We start from the raw sequence: 16,548 nt of genomic DNA, 5'->3' as shown, positions 1-16,548 counted from the left end.
GGGGACTCCGACGCCCCGGGCCGAGCCGGGGCCGAATCCGTTCGACACCGGAGCCGGCGAGTGTCACGGTGGGGGTCCAACGCGACCCTCGGAGGATCCATGACGGCGAACGGCAACGACGACCTCAAGGCGCGGATGAAGGAGGCGCTGGAGCACAAGCAGGCCAACGACCGCGGGGTGCCGAAGGACCGCCCGGCGAAGTCGAAGGCCAACGGGCCCGAGGTGGTGGGCTCCGCACCGAGGATGCACCGGCGCAAGGCCGGCGGCGGCGGTTCGTGAACCTACCGTGAGGTAACCCACGCGGACCAGCAGTGACGGAGGGGACGGCGCCCGGGCAGGATGTCCGGGTCCCGTCCCCGAGTCGTTCAAGGAGCCCCCGTGCAGTTCGGTCGCAGCTATGAGGAGTTCGAGGTCGGTGCGACGTACAAGCACTGGCCCGGCAAGACGGTCACCGAGTTCGACGACCACATGTTCTGCCTGCTGACGATGAACCACCACCCGCTCCACCTCGACAGCAACTACGCCGAGGAGACGACTCAGTTCGGCAAGAACGTCGTGGTCGGCAACTACGTCTACTCGATCCTCCTCGGCATGTCGGTCCCCGACATCTCCGGCAAGGCGATCGCCAACCTGGAGATCGAGTCGCTGCGCCACGTCGCGCCGACCTTCCACGGCGACACGCTGTACGGCGAGACGCGGGTGCTGGACAAGTGGGAGTCGACGTCGAAGGACGACCGCGGCGTCGTCCACGTCGAGACCGTCGGCTACAACCAGGACGGCAAGGTGGTGTGCATCTTCCGCCGCAAGGTGATGGTGCCCAAGGACAGCTACCTCGAAGCGCGCGGCGGCGAGCAGCCCGGCCGGCCCGTCCCGCAGCCGGACAAGAACTGGCCCGGCCCCGACGCCACCGAGTGACCGGGTGACCGGGCGACCGGGTGCTCGTGACCTGGTGCCCGTGACCTAGGGCTCAGGACTGACCACGGCGGGTCCGGGGCACCGGACCCGCCGTGACTTCTCCCGCTTCCCCCGAGCCGGACACGACCGCACGGGTCGAGGACCGGGGGTTCCTCGGCCAGCCGCGCCCGCTGGCCAACCTCTTCGGCGTGGAGCTGTGGGAGCGGTTCAGCTTCTACGGCATGCAGGGGATCCTGCTGATCTACCTGTACTACTCCGCCACCGACGGCGGCCTCGGCATGGACCGGGGCACCGCGACCGGCATCGTCGGTGCGTACGGCGGCTCGGTCTACCTCTCCACGATCCTCGGCGCCTGGCTCGCCGACCGGGTGCTCGGGCCCGAGCGGACGCTGTTCGGCTCCGCGGTCGTCGTGATGCTCGGCCACGTCGCGCTGGCGCTCGTGCCGGGCTTCGCCGGCGTCGGGATCGGGTGCGTGCTCATCGCCCTGGGCAGCGGCGGCGTCAAGGCCACCGCGACCAGCCTGGTCGGGGCGCTCTACGCCGAGGGCGACGAGCGCCGCGACGCCGGGTTCTCGCTGTTCTACATGGGCATCAACATCGGCGCGCTGGTCGGGCCGCTGCTCACCGGCCTGCTCCAGGAGGAGGCCGGCTTCCACTGGGGGTTCGGGCTGGCCGCGGTCGGCATGGCCGCCGGCCTGGCGCAGTACGCCGTGGGCCGGCGCCGGCTGCCTCCCGAGACCGCCGTGGTCCCGAACCCGCTGCCCCGCCCGCTCGTGGTGCGGTACGCCGCGGCGGCGGCCGGTGTGGTCGTCGTCGCCGCCGTCCTCGCGCTCACCGGGCTGGTGACGGTCGACAACCTCGACGACTGGGTCGCCGCGGTGACCCTGCTGGCGGCCGTGGCGTACTTCGCCGTGATCCTCACCAGCAGCAGCGTCGACGCGACCGAGCGCAGCCGGGTGTGGTCCTTCGTGCCGCTCTTCGTCGTCAACGCGGTCTTCTGGTCGCTCTACCAGCAGCAGTTCACCGTCGTCACGATCTACTCCGACGAGCGCTTGGACCGGGACCTGTTCGGCTGGGAGATGCCGGTCTCCTGGGTGCAGTCGATCAACCCGGTCTTCATCATCGCGCTGGCCGGTGGGTTCGCGGCGCTGTGGACGCGGCTGGGTCCCCGCCAGCCCTCGACCCCGGTCAAGTTCGGCCTCGGCACCGTCACGATGGGCGTGGCGTTCCTGCTCTTCCTGCTCACACCGCAGGGGGCGGGCTCCGTGCCGCTGCTCGCGCTGGCAGGGATCCTGCTGGTCTTCACCGTCGCCGAGCTGCTGATCTCCCCGGTCGGGCTGTCGCTGTCGACGAAGCTCGCGCCACGCCAGTTCCGCACCCAGATGGTCGCGCTGTACTTCCTCTCGGTCTCCCTCGGCACGACGATGGCCGGGCGGCTGGGGGAGTACTACGACCCCGAGGACGAGGGCGGCTACTTCCTCGTCATCGGCCTCGTCGCGATCGTGGTCGGCGGCCTGCTGCTGGTCGCTACGAAGCCGATCCGGAGGCTGATGGCCGGGGTGCACTGACCCCGGACGCCCCCGACGAACCAGTCAGCCCCGACGCGGCGGCGAAGGTCCGGGCCAGCGGCACGAGCGCCAGCACGAGCACCATGGGCACCGCGAACCCGACGCGCAGCGACCCGGCACCGGCGAGGCCGGTCAGCACCGACCCGAGCAGCGCACCGAGGTAGTTGAACTGGTTGAACCGGGCGACGACCGCGTCCACGCGAGCCTGTTCGCCGCCGGCGATGCGGGCGGCCGCGGAGAAGCTCAGCGGCGCGATGACCGCCACGCCGGCGCCGAGCAGCGTGAAGCCGGCGACCGCGACCTGCCAGGTCGGCGCCAGCACGACCACGCCGAGCGCGACCGACGCGACCACGGCCCCCACCCGCAGCACCCGCACGGCGCCGTACGCCGCCACCAGCCGGTCGCCGGCGAGCCGCACGACCAGGCTCGCCAGCAGGTAGGGGAACGTCGCCAGCGCGACCAGCCGCTCGGGAGCCGCGACGACGTCCTCGAGGTAGAGCGGGCCCCACGCCGCCGAGGCGCTGTCGACCATGTAGAAGACCACCATCGCGACGCCGACCATGACGATCGGGCGCCAGGGGACGGCCACGGCCTCGGGAGCCGGGCCGGGGCCGGCGGGGCCCTGCGTGCGGGCGAGGTACGGCGCCGCCGCCACCAGCACCGGCACCACGGCCAGCGCCGCGGTCGCCCCAAGCGGGAGCCCGGCCGTCGCCAGGGTGGTGGCCGCCCCGAGAAGGCCGCCGAGGGTCCAGCAGCCGTGCAGCGAGGGGAGCAGCGGCCGGCCGTACCGCTGCTCCACGGCGACCCCCTGCATGTTCGTCGCGGCGTCGACCAGCCCCAGCGCGAGCCCGTAGCCGGCGATCCCGACGACGAGCACGCCGAGCGACCCCGCCAGGACCAGGACGGGCAGGGCGACCGCCATGGCCAGCAGCCCGACGCGCAGCAGCACCGCGCTGTCGTGGCGTGCGGCCACCCGCTCGGCCAGGACCGAGCCGACGCCGGCCAGGACGACGAGCAGGAGCAGCAGCCCCGAGATCGCCACCTCCGAGAGGTCCCAGCGGTCGGCGATGTCGGGCAGCCGCGTCGTGAGGCTGATGAAGACCAGCCCCTGCGTCGCGAAGGCGGCCGCGGTCGCGGCGCGGGCCCGGGTCGGTGGCACGGGACCGACTCTCGCACTGTCCGCGGGAGCCCGCTGGGAGACTGCTGACATGACCCGGTGGGAACGAAGGGCCGAGCTCCCGCTCGCCGTGCTGGCGATCGTCTTCCTCGCTGGCTACGCGTGGCCGATCCTCGACCCGGGGCTCGCTGCCGGTTCACCACGATGACGACGGTCGGGTACGGGGACGAGGTGCCGGTCACCACTGGTGGGCGACTCGTAGGGCTCGGGCTGATGATCGCGGGCGTGGCGCTCCTGGGCAGCGTGACCGCGACCCTGGCGAGCTGGCTCGTGCACGCGGTGGCACGGGAGGACGCGGCCCAGGAGGTCGGGGTGCGGGACGAGACGCAGGCGCTGCGGGCGGAGATCGCGGGGCTGCGGCACCAGGTCACCGAGCTGGTCGACCTGCTGCGGCCGGCGGGTGTGCCGGACCCTGCCGATCCCGATCGTCCTGTCCACGTCGCGGCTCGAACGACTCCTCGTGAGTGAAGCACGCGCCGATCGGCAACATGGCCGAGCATGAGTGAGCTGTGGCTGGTCCGGCACGGGCAGACAGAGTGGAGCCGGGACTCCCGGCACACCTCGGTGACCGACCTCCCCCTCCTTCCCGAGGGCGAGGAGGTGGCGCGCACGCTGCGCGACCGGCTCGACCCGGCCGACTTCGAGGTCGTGCGCACCAGCCCGCGCCGCCGGGCGCGGCGTACCGCCGAGCTCGCTGGGTTCCCTGACGCCGAGGTCGACGAGGACCTCGTGGAGTGGGCCTACGGCGAGTACGAGGGCGTCACCACCGAGGAGATCCGGGAGACCGTGCCGGACTGGACGGTCTGGACCCACGACTCTCCCGGCGGCGAGAGCGCCGCGCAGGTCACCGAGCGGCTCGACCGGGTCGTCGAGCGGGCACGCGCGGTCGAGGGGCGCACCCTGGTCTTCGCCCACGGGCACTGCCTGCGCGCGCTCGCCGCGCGCTGGCTGGGGCTGCCGGTCACCGACGGGCGCCACCTGAAGCTGGGCACGGCGACGGTCTCGGCGCTCGGGTGGGAGCGGGAGACGCCGGTCGTGGAGCGGTGGAACGCCTGAGCCGCTTGACGAGCCCCGGCTGATCGGCGTATCTGGACCCATGGCGTTGACGGCAGGCTGCCCCCGCTGCCCGACCCCCGTGGGCCCGGTGGGACCCGACGGCGCGTGGTCCTGCCCCGACCACGGGCCGATCGAGCCGCTGTGGCGGCCGGGCGAGGCGTCGTACGACGGGTTCGCGGCGCACCTGCTGGCGGCGAGTGGCTTCCCGACGTACCTCCCGTGGCCGATGAGTCCCGGCTGGTCGGTCACCGACTTCGGGGTCGTCGGCAGCGCCCCCGACCGGGTGCGCGCGACGATGACCTGCTGCTCGGGCACCAGCGAGCTCGACGGGCCGGTGGACGTGCTGGTGGTCACCGAGGAGGCCGGCACCGGGCTCGGCGCCCGGTGCGCCGGGACGACCTACCTCGACCCGGGCGCGGAGATCGGCGAGGGCCCGCCCTCGGTCAAGGTGCGCCTGGACAACCAGGCCGTCGGGCTGTGGCCGGTGTCCACGAGCGCCGCGACGGGGGAGTGGGACCGCTCCGTGGTCGCCGGGGAGGCGCGGGGCCGGTGGCTGTGGATCGTGCTGCGGCCGGCCTCGGCGATCCTGCTGCTGCGCGACGACTGGATCCTGCGCGACGTCTCCGACGTGGGACCGCCGCTGGTCGAGATGGCCTTCGGAGGGCCGCGCCCGTCCTGGTGAGTGGGTACCTGCCGGACGTGTACCAGGACAACCGACCCTGCGACGTGTGCGGCTCCGAGGTGCGCCTGCGCGCGCACGAGGCCACCGAGGACCCCGCCGACGCGACCGTGCACGGCGACAACGACAGCACCGTCGACGAGCGGGTGTGCACGAACCCCGACTGCCCTACCAACGCCGGCGGTGCGGACGCCCCGCGGCCCTGACGGCGCCCGTGCCTAGGCTGGGCCCCGTGCGCATCGACCTCCACACCCACTCGCGGGCCAGCGACGGCACGCAGCGCCCGGGTGACCTCGTCCGCGCGGCCGCGGCCGCCGGGCTGGACGCGCTCGCGATCACCGACCACGACACCGCCGACGGCTGGGCCCAGGCCGAGCGCGCCGCCACCGAGGTCGGCATCGAGCTGGTCCGCGGGATGGAGGTGAGCACGCGCCACCGGGGCCGCGGCGTGCACCTGCTGGCCTACCTGCCCGACCCGACGTACCCGCCGCTGGTCGAGCAGCTCGGCCGCGTGCTGGAGGGCCGCCAGGCGCGCGTGCCCGACATGCTCGAGCGCCTGCACGCGCTCGGGATCGAGGTCTCCGACGCCGACGTGGCCAGGGCCGCCGACGGCACCGCCGCGACCGGCCGGCCCCACGTCGCCGACGCGCTCGTCGCCGTCGGCGCGGTGCGGGACCGGACCGAGGCGTTCGACCGCTACCTGGGGGCCGGGCGGCCGGCGTACGTCGACCGGTACGCCGCCCCGCTCGCCGAGACCATCCGGCTCGTCACCGAGGCCGGCGGCGTCACCGTCGTGGCCCACCCGTGGGGCCGCTCCCAGCGCGAGTGGCCCGGCGAGCCGGAGCTGGCCGAGCTGCAGGCGGCGGGGCTGAGTGGCATCGAGGTCGACCACGAGGACCACACGCCCTCGAGCCGCGACAAGCTGCGCGCGATCGCCCGGAACCTCGACCTCGTCGTCACCGGGTCCAGCGACCACCACGGCACCGGCAAGATCGACCACGAGCTCGGGTGCAACACCACCGCGCCGGAGCAGTACGACCGGCTCCTCGCCGAGGCGGCTGCCGCTGCGGTGACCGCCCGGGCGGCGGGCCGCACGCCGCCCGGCGTCGTCCGTCCCTGAGCGCCGCCGGCGGGTGCTACTTCCGCCCGAGCGACTGGAAGCGCTGCAGCACCGGGCTGGGGACCACGCGCGCGAGCGTGGCGATGGCCTTGTAGCGCGCGCTCGGGATCGAGAAGACCTTGCCCGCCTCGTGGTCGGCCAGGGCGGTGCGGACCAGCTCGTCGGCGTCGAGCCAGAGGAACGAGGGCGCCGAGGACCGGCTGACGTCCATCCGCTCGTGGAACTCGGTGCGGGTGAAGCCGGGCAGCAGCGCGGTGACCCGCACGCCCTGCGGGCGGTACTCGTCGGCCGCCCACTCGCTGAAGCTGTTGACCCACGCCTTGGCCGCCGAGTACGTCCCGCGCGGGAGGTAGGAGGCGACGCTGGAGACGTTGATGACGCCGCCGCTGCCCCGCTCGGTCATCGGTCCGAGCGCGGCGTGGGTGAGCCGCAGGACCGCCGTCACGAGCACGTCGAGCATCGCCGTCTCGAGGTCGACGGGGTTGTCGAGGAACCGCTCCTTGAGGCCGAAGCCGGCGTTGTTGACCAGCAGGTCGACCGGGCGGTCGCGGTCGGCGAGCCGGGCCTCGACCAGCGCCATGCCGTCCCGGTCGGCCAGGTCGGCGGCCAGGACCTCGACGCCCACGCCGTGGGCGGCGGTCAGCTCGGCTGCGACGGCCTCGAGCCGGGCGGTGTCGCGGGCGACGAGCACGAGGTCGTCACCCCGGGCGGCGAGCTGCTGGGCGAAGGAGTGGCCGATGCCGGCGGTCGCGCCGGTGACGAGGGCGGTGGGCACGGGCACCAGTGAAACAGCCGGGCGCAACAGCGGTGTCGCCAGGATCGCGGGCCGGGTCTCGGGCATGATGAACGGCGATGACCACCACGCTCGCGATCGCCAACCAGAAGGGCGGCGTCGCCAAGACGACGACCGTCGCCTCGCTCGGTGCCGCGCTCGCCGAGCTGGGCCACTCGGTCCTCCTCGTCGACCTCGACCCGCAGGCGTGCCTGACCTTCTCCCTCGGCATCGACCCCGAGGACGTCGAGACCTCGGTGCACCACGTGCTGACCCGGGGCGTCGACGCCACCGAGGTGATCATCGCGACCGAGGACGGCGTCGACCTGCTGCCGGCGACCATCGAGCTGGCCCGGGCGGAGGCCGACCTGCTCACCCGCACCGGCCGCGAGCACGTGGTGAAGGGTGTCGTCGAGGAGCTCGGGGACACCTACGACTGGGTGCTGCTGGACTGCCCGCCGTCGCTGGGGGTGCTGACCGTCGCCGCGCTCACCGCCGCGGACGGCGTGCTCGTGCCGCTGCAGTGCGAGACCCTCTCCCACCGCGGGGTGGGCCAGCTGCTCGACACCGTCCACGACGTCCGCCGGTTCACCAACAAGCGGCTCGAGGTGTGGGGCGTGCTGCCGACGCTGTACGACGGGCGCACCACCCACTCGCGCACGGTGCTCGAGACGATCGCCGGGACCTACTCCCTCGACGTGGTCGAGCCGCCGATCCCCAAGACGATCAAGTTCGCCGAGGCGCCCGCCGCCGGGCGCTCGATCCTCGCCACCAGCCGCACCAGCAAGGGCGCGCAGGCCTACCGCGAGGTCGCCGCCAACCTGGTGCGGCGAGCGGCCCGCCCGCGCGGGCAGGCCTGACGTGGGCAGCCACCGCGCCACGGAGGTCCGGCCGAGGTACGGCCGGATCGGGATGCTGGCCGCCTCGGTGGTCGTCACGGTCGTCGCGGTCCTGGGCGGCACCGGCGTGCTGCCCGGTGCGACCCCGGCCGACGCCGGCTCCGGGACGCTCGTCGCGGTCGACCCGGCCGCCTCCGCCCCCAGCCCCTCCGCCCCCAGCCCCTCCACCGAGGCCGACGACCCGCTCGGGCAGGCGACCAGCAGCAGCTCCGCCGAGGACGTCGCGGTCGACCCGCGCGAGGACACGACGCTGCCGACCGGCACCGGCCGCGGCAAGCGGGTCGTCTTCAGCGAGGGGCGCCAGCGGGTGTGGCTCGTCGAGGGCCGCGCGAAGGTCGTGCGCACCTACCTCGTCTCCGGCAGCGTCGAGGACAACCTCGACCCGGGCACGTACGCGGTGTACTCCCGCTCCGAGCAGGCCTACGGCATCGACGACTCCGGCACGATGAAGTACTTCGTCCGCTTCACCCAGGGCGAGCGGGCCGCGATCGGCTTCCACGACATCCCGGTCGACGAGGGCGAGAAGGTGCAGACCGTCGAGGAGCTCGGCACCCCGCAGTCGCACGGCTGCATCCGCCAGAAGCGGGCCGACGCGATCGCCCTGTGGGACTTCGCCCCGCTCGGCACCACCGTCGTCGTCACCGCCTGACGCAGACCCGCGAGCGCCGCGGCGGCCGGCGATGGGCGCCCGGGGCGCGTGCTTCCCGGGGCAGTCCCTCGCTTTCCGGGGCAGATCTGCCCCGGGAACCGAGGGAGTCCCCGGTGCACCGGGGACCCTGACGCCCCCGTGCGCCACCCACCACCTGCAACCGATACGTTGTTGCGAGTGATGTGCAACAAGGCCGACCGGTGAGCACGCAGGTGGCCCCGGCCGGGCTCGCCGCGGCGGAGCGCACCCAGGCCCGTCGCTCGTCGGCCTGGCTGGCCGGCCTCGCCGCGCTGCTCGTCGTCACCGTCGTGGCCGGGGTCGGCGCCGGGGCGGTGGGCGTGCCGCCGGGGACCGTCGCCCGCGTGCTGGGGCACCACCTGCTGGGCGTGCCCGGCGAGGTGACCTGGAGCCTGCCGCAGGACGCCATCGTCTGGCAGGTCCGGCTGCCGAGGGTCGTCCTCGGGCTGCTGGTCGGTGCGGGCCTCGCGGTGTGCGGGGTCGCCCTGCAGGCGATGGTCCGCAACGTCCTGGCCGACCCCTACCTGCTCGGCGTCAACTCCGGTGCCTCCAGCGGCGCCGCCGCAGCGATCCTCTTCGGCGTGGGGTCCGGCCTCGGCCAGCACGCGCTCCCGGTCAGCGCGTTCCTCGGGGCGCTGGCCGCCTCGGCGCTGGTCTTCCTCGTCGCGCGGTCCGCGGGCCGGGTCACCTCCGTGCGGCTGCTGCTCGCCGGCGTCGCGGTGGGCTACGCGCTCTACGCCACGACGAGCTTCCTGATCTTCGCCTCCGGCTCCGCCGAGGGCGCCCGCTCGGTGATGTTCTGGCTGCTCGGCTCGCTCGGGCTCGCGCAGTGGGACGCACCGCTGGCCGTCGTGGCGGTCGTGGTGCTCGCGACGGTCGCGCTCCTGGCCACGTGGGGGCGGCGCCTCGACGTCCTCGCGCTGGGCGACGAGACGGCCCACGCCCTCGGGACGTCCCCGGACCGGTTCCGCACGGTGCTGCTCCTCGTGGTCGCGCTGTGCGTCGGCGTGCTCGTCTCGGCCGCCGGCAGCATCGGGTTCGTCGGCCTCGTGGTCCCGCACCTGGCCCGCCGGGTCGTCGGCGGCCGCCACGTGCGCGTCGTGCCCGTCGCCGCGCTGATGGGCGCGGTCCTGCTCGTGTGGGCCGACGTGGTCGCCCGCGTGCTGCTCCAGCCGCAGGAGATCCCGATCGGGATCATCACCTCCCTCGTCGGCGCCCCCTTCCTGCTCCTGCTGGTCCGCCGCCTCCACGCCACCACCGCCTGAGGAGTCCCTCGTGAAGCGACTGCTGCTCCTGCCCGCCGCCCTGCCGGTCCTGCTGCTCACCGCCTGCGGTGCCGGCCCCGGCGAAGGTGCCACCCCGGCCGCCGCCGGCGACGCCGCGGCGGGTGCCTACCCGGTCACGGTCGAGAACTGCGGCGCGGAGGTGACGTTCACCGAGCAGCCCGAGCGGGTCGTCCTGCTCAAGAGCGCCTCGGTGCCGTTCCTCCACGACCTCGGCGTGCTCGACCGCGTGACCGCCCGCGCCGGGCAGTACCCGCCCGGCTACTACGACGAGGAGACCCTCGCCGAGCTCGACGGGATCCCGCTGCTCACCGACCGCACCGACACCAGCGGCCACCTCCAGATCTCGCGGGAGACCGTGATCGGCCAGGAGCCCGACCTGGTGCTCGGCGAGGTCGACAACCTCTCGCGCGCCTCGCTCGAGGCGGTCGGCATCCCGCTGGTCGAGGAGCCCGGGCTCTGCGACGAGGGGCTGGCCGACCCGGGCTTCGACGACGTCGAGGACCAGATGCGCACCTACGGCCGGGTCTTCGGCCGCACCGAGGAGGCCGACCGCGCGGTCGCCTCGCTGCGCGACCGCGTCGAGGCCGTCGAGGAGCGCGTCGGCGAGGGCTCGGGTCTGCGCGCCGCGGTGCTCTACCCCACGGTCGGCGGCGGCACGACGTACGCCTACGGCACCCGCAGCATGGCCCAGCCGCAGGTGGAGGCGGCGGGCCTGGTCAACGTCTTCGACGACGTCGACGAGCGGGTCTTCGAGGTGACGCTGGAGGAGCTGCTCGGTCGCGACCCGGAGGTCCTGGTCCTGCTCCACGGCGACGGCGACCCCGCCGAGGTGGAGCGCGCACTGACCGACCTGCCCGGCGCCGAGCGGCTCACCGCCGTCCGGGAGGGCAGGATCGTCACCCAGCTGTTCAACTTCACCGAGCCGCCGACCCCGTTGTCGGTCACCGGTCTCGAGCGCCTCGTCGACCGGCTCGCGGAGCTCGAGCGGTGATCACCGCCGAGGACGTGTCCTGGTCGTACGGCGCCACGCCGGTCGTCGCCGGGGTGCACCTGCGCACCGAGCCCGGCCGCGTCCTGGGCCTGATCGGCCCCAACGGCAGCGGCAAGACCACCCTGCTCCGGCTGCTGCACGGCGCCCTGCGCGGCCGGAGCGGGCGGGTCAGCGTCGACGGCGACGACCTCGTCGGACTCGGGCCCCGCGAGGCCGCGCGCCGGCTCGCCGTCGTCGTCCAGGAGGGAGCGGGGGAGTCCACCCTGACGGTCGCGGAGATGGTCCTGCTCGGCCGCAGCCCGCGTCTGGGCACCTTCCAGCGCACCGGGGCGCGCGACCACGCCGTCGCGGCGGCGTGCCTGGAACGGGTGGGCGCGACGCACCTGGCCGGACGGTCCTTCGCGGGACTCTCCGGCGGCGAGCGGCAGCGGGTCCTGATCGCCCGCGCGCTCGCGCAGGAGGCCACGCACCTGCTGCTCGACGAGCCCACCAACCACCTCGACATCCGCTACCAGCACGAGGTCCTGCGCCTCGTCGCCCACCTGGCCCACCGCTCCGAGGCCTGCGCCGTGGTCGTCCTGCACGACCTCAACCTCGCCGCCCGGTACTGCGACGACCTGGTCCTGCTGGGCGGCGGCCCCCACGGCGGCGGCGTCGTCGCGGCCGGCCCCGCCGAGGAGGTCCTCGACCCGGCCCTGCTCGAGCCGGTCTACGGCATCGGCGTCCGCCCGGTCCGGCTCGAGGACCGGCTGCACCTGCTGTTCGAACCGTTCACCCACCTGACCGAGGAGCCCGCATGACCGTCCCGTCCGTCCAGGACCGCATCGACGCCTACTGGACGCGTCGCGCGCCGGCGTACGACGACCACCAGCAGCGGCCGGACCGCCGCGAGCTCGACCGGGCCGCGTGGGCCGACGTGTGGACGGCGGCCCTGCCCCTGGCGCCCGCCGACGTGCTCGACGTCGGCACCGGCAGCGGCCACGTCGCCTGCCTGCTCGCCGCGCTCGGCCACCGCGTGACCGGGATCGACCTGGCGGAGGGGATGCTCGAGCGGGCCCGGGAGCACGCCGCCTCCCTGGGCGTCGCGCAGCCGCCGCGGTTCCTGCGCGGGGACGCCGTCGACCCCGACCTGCCGGCCGGCTCCGTCGACGCCGTCACCGGCCGCTACGTGATGTGGACGCTCCGCGAGCCCGTGGCCGCCGTGCGGCGCTGGGCCGCGCTGCTGCGGCCGGGCGGCGTCGTGGCGGTCGTGGACAGCACGTGGTTCCCCGAGGGCGTCGCGACCGGGGGAGAGGCCTTCACCGCGGCGTACGACGACGACGTGGTCGCCGCCCTCCCGCTGGCCGAGGCGCGCAGCATCGACGCCACAGCCGACGTGCTGCGCGCCGCCGGGCTCCTCGACGTCACCGTCACCCCGCTCACCGCCGTGCTCGACCTCGACCGGGCCCACGGCGTCGCGCCGGGCCACGAGGTGCGCCCGCAGCACCTGGTCACCGGCCGGGTCGCCGGCTGAGCCCCCGCCCCGAGGCGCCGGGTACGACGCAGGGCCGCCCGATCTCGGATCGGGCGGCCCTGCGTCGTGCTGGTCCTGCGGCTGGCGCCGGGGAGCGGAGGTCAGTCCTCGGCGCCGCTGCCGGCGGTGGCCGGCTGGCCCTCGCCCGCACCCTGGCCGGACCCGCCGCCCGAGCCGCCACGGCGGCGGCGGCGACGGTTGCGGCTCGGTGCCGCGTCACCCTCGCCGCTCGCGGGGGCAGCGGCCGGTGCGGTGGTCTCGGCGCCCTCGGCGACGGTCTCGCCGCTGCGGGTGCGCGTCCGGCTGCGGTTGCGGTTCCGCGAGGGACGCTCGCCGCCGCGCTCGCCCCCGCGCTCGCCCCCGCGACCGCCGCGCTCGGGGCGGTCGGAGCGCTCCTTCTTCTCGACCGGCTTGGGGTCGACGATGCGGCCCTTGGTGCCCGGGGCGATGCCCTGGTCGGTGAAGAGGTGCTCGGAGGTGGAGTAGGTCTCGACCGGCTCGTCGAAGGGCAGGTCGAGGGTCTTGTTGATCATCTTCCAGCGGTGCAGGTCCGCCCAGTCGACGAAGGTGATCGCGGTGCCCGTCGCGCCCGCGCGGCCAGTGCGGCCGATGCGGTGGACGTAGGTCTTGTCGTCCTCGGGGCAGGTGTAGTTGATGACGTGCGAGACACCGCGGACGTCGATGCCGCGGGCGGCGACGTCGGTGGCGACCAGGACGCGGATCTTGTCCTCGCGGAACTTCGCGAGCGCCTTCTCGCGGGCCACCTGGGCCATGTCGCCGTGCAGCGGGCTGGCGCTGAAGCCGCGCTCGGCCAGGTCGTCGGCGACGCGCTGCGACTGCCGCTTGGTGCGGGTGAAGACGATGATCTTCTCGGCGTCCTCGGCCTGCAGGATCCGGCCGATGATCTCGGGCTTGTCGAGGTCGTGGGCCTGGTAGATGAACTGCGCGGTCGCCGGGACCATCGTGGTGTCGTAGGACGACTCGGCGCGGATGTTCATCGGGTGGCGCATGTGCATGCGGGCCAGCGCGACGATCGCCGAGGGCATCGTCGCCGAGAACAGCATCGTCTGCCGGGTCTCGGGGGTCAGCTTGAGGATCCGCTCGACGTCGGGCAGGAAGCCCAGGTCCAGCATCTCGTCGGCCTCGTCGAGCACGAGCGCGTGCACGTGGGAGAGGTCCAGCGCCTTGCGGTTGGCCAGGTCGATGAGCCGGCCCGGGGTGCCGACGACGATGTCGACGCCCTCCTCGAGCGCGTCGAGCTGGGTGTCGTACCCGACGCCGCCGTACACCGTCAGCACACGGAGGCCGACGTCCTTGCTGGCCAGGTGGAGGTCGTTGGAGACCTGGAGGGCCAGCTCGCGGGTCGGGGCGACGATGAGCGCCTGGGGCTTGCCCTGCGGCAGGTCGGCGTACGCCGGGTCGCTCGGCGCGACGCTGCGCTGCAGCACCGGGATGCCGAAGGCGAGGGTCTTGCCGGTGCCGGTGCGGGCCTGCCCGATCAGGTCGGTGCCCATCAGGGCGACGGAGAGGGTCATCTCCTGGATGGCGAACGGGGTGGTGATGCCGGCGCGCTCGAGCGCGTCGCAGATCTCGGGAAGCACCCCGAGCTCTCGGAAGGTGGTGGTCAGAGTCTTGTCGCTTTCGTGAGTTCAGCCGGTTCGACCGAAGAAGGTTCGAGTGCGGCGGTCTCACGGAGGTCCGGGGACGCTGTCAGGAGGTCAGCCGCGCACATACTGCGGGCCGCCGGCGGGGCGCTCGACCGAGCGGGACGAGCGCCGGAGGCAGCCTCGTACTCCTTCACCTTATCGGTAGGGTGCGCACGTGACGGCATCGACGGACGGACCGGTGGAGGACGACGCGCCGCTGGCGCTGCAGGACCCGGAGTACCGCGAGGCCGTCGTCGACCTCCTCGGTGCGATCGCCTACGGCGAGATCTCCGCCTTCGAGCGGCTCGCCGAGGACGCCGGGCTGGCCCCCTCGCTGGAGGACAAGGTCGCCATCGCCGGGATGGCCAGCGCGGAGTTCGGCAAGGTCGCCGGCATCCACGCCCGGATCACCGAGCTCGGCTCGGACCCGTTCGCCGCGATGGCGCCGTTCCGCTCCGCGATCGACCGCTTCCACGAGCACACGGCGCCCGCCGACTGGTACGAGAGCCTGGTCAAGGCGTACGTCGGCGACGGGCTCGCCAACGACTTCTACCGCGAGATCGCGGCCTACCTCGACGCCACCACCCGCGACCTGGTCGTGTCCTCGCTCGAGGACGCCGGCCACTCGGCGTTCGTCGTCGAGCGGGTCCGCGCCGCGATCGCCGCGGACCACCGGCTCGGCGGGCGGCTGGCCCTGTGGGGCCGCCGGCTGATGGGGGAGGCGCTCACCCAGGCCCAGCGGGTCGCCGCCGAGCGGGACGCGCTCTCCGCGCTGCTGGCCGGCGGCGTCGACCGGCCCGGTCTGGACCTCGCTGCCATCGGCCGGATGTTCGCCCGGATCACCGAGCGGCACGCCGACCGGATGGCCGAGCTCGGCCTCGCGCACTGACCCTGACCGGCTCCTGTTCGGGGAGTGCCCGGTGCCGGGGCGCGAGCGACCGAGGGTGCGGAGGATCAGTGCGCGCGCCGACGGGCGGTGAGGTTCGCGACAGCGACGACGAGCGCGGCGGCGACGGCGATCTGCCAGGCGTGGCGCCACCAGTCCAGGCCGGGGGTGTAGGCGTCCCAGACGCGGGTGTAGAGCCAGTCGCCGAGGTAGACCCCGGCGACGCCGCACAGCACCGTCAGCCACACCGGGACGTCGTCGGGGTCGCCCGGTGCGAGCAGCTTGCCGAGGAGGCCGACGACCGCGCCGCCGACCAGCGCCCACAGCAGCGTGAGCAAGCTCAGCTCCGGAAGCCCACCTGGCCGACGACGCCGCCACCGATCTCGACGTAGGCGATCTTCGCGGCCGGGACGACGAGCTTGCGGCCCTTGCTGTCCGAGAGCGTCAGCACCGTGCCGGCCTCGACGGCCTCGGCGACGAGCTGCTGGACGGAGTCGGCGGACTCGTTGGTGTCGACGACGAGCTCACGGGGGGCGTGCTGGACACCGATCTTGACCTCCACGAGGTCCTCCTTCAGTCAGGTCCCGCAGCGGGTGCGGGGGCGGGTCGTACGAGGTGGTGCAGGGACGAGGGTCAGTGATCGAGCGGGTACCCACCGATGCCGCGCCACGCCAGCCCGGAGACCAGTGCCGCGGCGTCGGCGCGGCTGATGCCGCCGCCCTCGGAGAGCCAGAACCGCGAGCTGACCTGGGCCATTCCCACGAGCGAGACGGCGAGCAGGCGGGCGGCGGGGTCGGAGAGGCCGGTGTCCTGCTGGATGACCTCGGCGATCATCGCGGCGCACTCGCTGGTGACGCGGTCGACGTGCTCGCGCACGGCCGGCTCGTTGGTCAGGTCGGACTCGAACACCAGGCGGAACGCCCCGGACTCCTGAGCGACGTACGCGTAGAAGGCGTCGACCGCGGCGGCGACGCGGAGCTTGTTGTCCTGCGTGGAGGCCAGCGCCTGGCGGCAGCTGTCGATGATCGCGTCGCAGGAGCTGTCGAGCAGCGCGAGGTAGAGGTCGAGCTTGCCGGGGAAGTGCTGGTACAGCACCGGCTTGGAGACGCCCGCGCGGTCGGCGATGTCGTCCATCGCAGCGGCGTGGTAGCCCTGGGCCACGAAGACCTCGAGAGCGGACTCGAGCAGCTGGGCGCGTCGCTCACGCCGCGGCATCCGCCCGCCCCGGGGCCGAGCGTTGTCGACGTCGTACTGGCCTGCGCTCACGATCCCGCTCTCCTCCCGTCCCTCCGGTGCACCCACCGGCGGACCGGCGCTGCGTGCCGGGACTCTACCCGTCGGTCACCCCGGTCCGGATGACGGGACGCCGCGCC

General features: G+C 74.1%; 21 protein-coding genes. 15 read left to right on the top strand and 6 right to left on the bottom strand.

The annotated features are described in order from the left end of the window. Window positions 1-99 precede the first annotated feature (99 nt). The 3 genes from OSR43_RS15980 to OSR43_RS15970 all read left to right on the top strand — a co-directional run bounded on the left by OSR43_RS15980 (window position 100) and on the right by OSR43_RS15970 (window position 2,483). On the top strand, window positions 100-279 hold the full coding sequence (locus OSR43_RS15980; RefSeq protein WP_302267638.1) for a DUF5302 domain-containing protein: 180 nt from the start codon (window positions 100-102) through the stop codon (window positions 277-279). A 99-nt stretch (window positions 280-378) separates the two neighbouring features. Beyond that, window positions 379-915, top strand: a complete 537-nt coding sequence (locus OSR43_RS15975; protein ID WP_302267636.1) for a MaoC family dehydratase — start codon at window positions 379-381, stop codon at window positions 913-915. Window positions 916-1,007: 92 nt separating this feature from the next. Further along, entirely contained in the window at window positions 1,008-2,483 is a 1,476-nt protein-coding gene (locus tag OSR43_RS15970) for a peptide MFS transporter (protein ID WP_302267635.1), read from the top strand. Here OSR43_RS15970 and OSR43_RS15965 read toward each other — a convergent pair. Then, a complete protein-coding gene (locus OSR43_RS15965; protein ID WP_302267634.1) occupies window positions 2,443-3,642 on the bottom strand; it encodes an MFS transporter in 1,200 nt (399 codons plus the stop codon). The two genes, OSR43_RS15970 and OSR43_RS15965, sit on opposite strands and share 41 nt — an antisense overlap. Window positions 3,643-3,804: 162 nt before the next feature. On the opposite strand from OSR43_RS15965, the gene OSR43_RS15960 reads away from it, so the two are divergent. From OSR43_RS15960 to OSR43_RS15940, 5 genes are read left to right on the top strand one after another with little or no spacing between them, the layout of a single operon-like run. Beyond that, a complete protein-coding gene (locus OSR43_RS15960; protein ID WP_302267633.1) occupies window positions 3,805-4,128 on the top strand; it encodes a potassium channel family protein in 324 nt (107 codons plus the stop codon). 30 nt (window positions 4,129-4,158) lie between these two features. Continuing rightward, window positions 4,159-4,716 carry a histidine phosphatase family protein gene (locus OSR43_RS15955; RefSeq protein ID WP_302267632.1) on the top strand — a complete coding sequence of 186 codons (558 nt, stop codon included), beginning with the start codon at window positions 4,159-4,161 and terminating at the stop codon, window positions 4,714-4,716. A 40-nt stretch (window positions 4,717-4,756) separates the two neighbouring features. Continuing rightward, window positions 4,757-5,398, top strand: a complete 642-nt coding sequence (locus tag OSR43_RS15950) for a DUF6758 family protein (RefSeq protein ID WP_364868868.1) — start codon at window positions 4,757-4,759, stop codon at window positions 5,396-5,398. 17 nt (window positions 5,399-5,415) lie between these two features. After that, on the top strand, window positions 5,416-5,601 hold the full coding sequence (locus OSR43_RS15945; protein WP_302267630.1) for a hypothetical protein: 186 nt from the start codon (window positions 5,416-5,418) through the stop codon (window positions 5,599-5,601). Window positions 5,602-5,627: 26 nt separating this feature from the next. Beyond that, on the top strand, window positions 5,628-6,515 hold the full coding sequence (locus OSR43_RS15940; protein WP_302267629.1) for a PHP domain-containing protein: 888 nt from the start codon (window positions 5,628-5,630) through the stop codon (window positions 6,513-6,515). A 16-nt stretch (window positions 6,516-6,531) separates the two neighbouring features. Here OSR43_RS15940 and OSR43_RS15935 read toward each other — a convergent pair whose 3' ends face one another. Next, a complete protein-coding gene (locus tag OSR43_RS15935; RefSeq protein WP_367891500.1) occupies window positions 6,532-7,290 on the bottom strand; it encodes an SDR family NAD(P)-dependent oxidoreductase in 759 nt (252 codons plus the stop codon). Between the two features lie 77 nt (window positions 7,291-7,367). Here OSR43_RS15935 and OSR43_RS15930 point away from each other — a divergent pair, with 77 nt between their 5' ends. The 6 genes from OSR43_RS15930 (at window position 7,368) to OSR43_RS15905 (ending at window position 12,643) form a co-directional block, all read left to right on the top strand. Then, window positions 7,368-8,147 (top strand): ParA family protein, encoded by a 780-nt coding sequence (locus OSR43_RS15930; RefSeq protein WP_302267627.1) that lies wholly within the window; start codon window positions 7,368-7,370, stop codon window positions 8,145-8,147. A gap of 1 nt (window position 8,148) precedes the next feature. Then, entirely contained in the window at window positions 8,149-8,835 is a 687-nt protein-coding gene (locus OSR43_RS15925) for a L,D-transpeptidase (protein WP_302267625.1), read from the top strand. A 200-nt stretch (window positions 8,836-9,035) separates the two neighbouring features. Then, window positions 9,036-10,118: an iron ABC transporter permease gene (locus tag OSR43_RS15920; RefSeq protein WP_302267624.1), complete on the top strand. Its 1,083-nt coding sequence runs from the start codon at window positions 9,036-9,038 to the stop codon at window positions 10,116-10,118. A 10-nt stretch (window positions 10,119-10,128) separates the two neighbouring features. Next, window positions 10,129-11,130, top strand: a complete 1,002-nt coding sequence (locus tag OSR43_RS15915) for an ABC transporter substrate-binding protein (protein ID WP_302267623.1) — start codon at window positions 10,129-10,131, stop codon at window positions 11,128-11,130. Next, entirely contained in the window at window positions 11,127-11,930 is an 804-nt protein-coding gene (locus tag OSR43_RS15910) for an ABC transporter ATP-binding protein (protein ID WP_302267622.1), read from the top strand. The genes OSR43_RS15915 and OSR43_RS15910 overlap by 4 nt, the downstream gene beginning before the upstream one ends. Further along, window positions 11,927-12,643 (top strand): class I SAM-dependent methyltransferase, encoded by a 717-nt coding sequence (locus tag OSR43_RS15905; RefSeq protein WP_302267620.1) that lies wholly within the window; start codon window positions 11,927-11,929, stop codon window positions 12,641-12,643. Before OSR43_RS15910 ends, OSR43_RS15905 begins: the two co-directional genes overlap by 4 nt. Before the next feature lie 101 nt (window positions 12,644-12,744). Here OSR43_RS15905 and OSR43_RS15900 read toward each other — a convergent pair whose 3' ends face one another. After that, window positions 12,745-14,244 carry a DEAD/DEAH box helicase gene (locus OSR43_RS15900; protein ID WP_302267619.1) on the bottom strand — a complete coding sequence of 500 codons (1,500 nt, stop codon included), beginning with the start codon at window positions 14,242-14,244 and terminating at the stop codon, window positions 12,745-12,747. Between the two features lie 220 nt (window positions 14,245-14,464). Between OSR43_RS15900 and OSR43_RS15895 the strand changes: the two genes are divergently transcribed. Beyond that, window positions 14,465-15,178: a ferritin-like fold-containing protein gene (locus OSR43_RS15895; protein ID WP_302267618.1), complete on the top strand. Its 714-nt coding sequence runs from the start codon at window positions 14,465-14,467 to the stop codon at window positions 15,176-15,178. Between the two features lie 65 nt (window positions 15,179-15,243). Here OSR43_RS15895 and OSR43_RS15890 read toward each other — a convergent pair whose 3' ends face one another. The 3 genes from OSR43_RS15890 to OSR43_RS15880 form a co-directional block, all read right to left on the bottom strand. Then, window positions 15,244-15,513 (bottom strand): hypothetical protein, encoded by a 270-nt coding sequence (locus tag OSR43_RS15890; protein WP_302267617.1) that lies wholly within the window; start codon window positions 15,511-15,513, stop codon window positions 15,244-15,246. A 2-nt stretch (window positions 15,514-15,515) separates the two neighbouring features. Beyond that, a complete protein-coding gene (locus OSR43_RS15885; protein WP_302267616.1) occupies window positions 15,516-15,737 on the bottom strand; it encodes a DUF3107 domain-containing protein in 222 nt (73 codons plus the stop codon). 71 nt (window positions 15,738-15,808) lie between these two features. Then, complete coding sequence (locus OSR43_RS15880; RefSeq protein WP_302271701.1) at window positions 15,809-16,390, bottom strand: TetR/AcrR family transcriptional regulator; 582 nt, start codon at window positions 16,388-16,390, stop codon at window positions 15,809-15,811. Window positions 16,391-16,548: the final 158 nt, after the last annotated feature.

The sequence above is a fragment of the Nocardioides sp. Arc9.136 genome (assembly GCF_030506255.1).
Taxonomy (GTDB): Bacteria; Actinomycetota; Actinomycetes; order Propionibacteriales; family Nocardioidaceae; genus Nocardioides.
The sequence above is the reverse complement of the archived record's forward strand: the minus strand, read 5'-3'. Positions and strand labels throughout refer to the sequence as shown.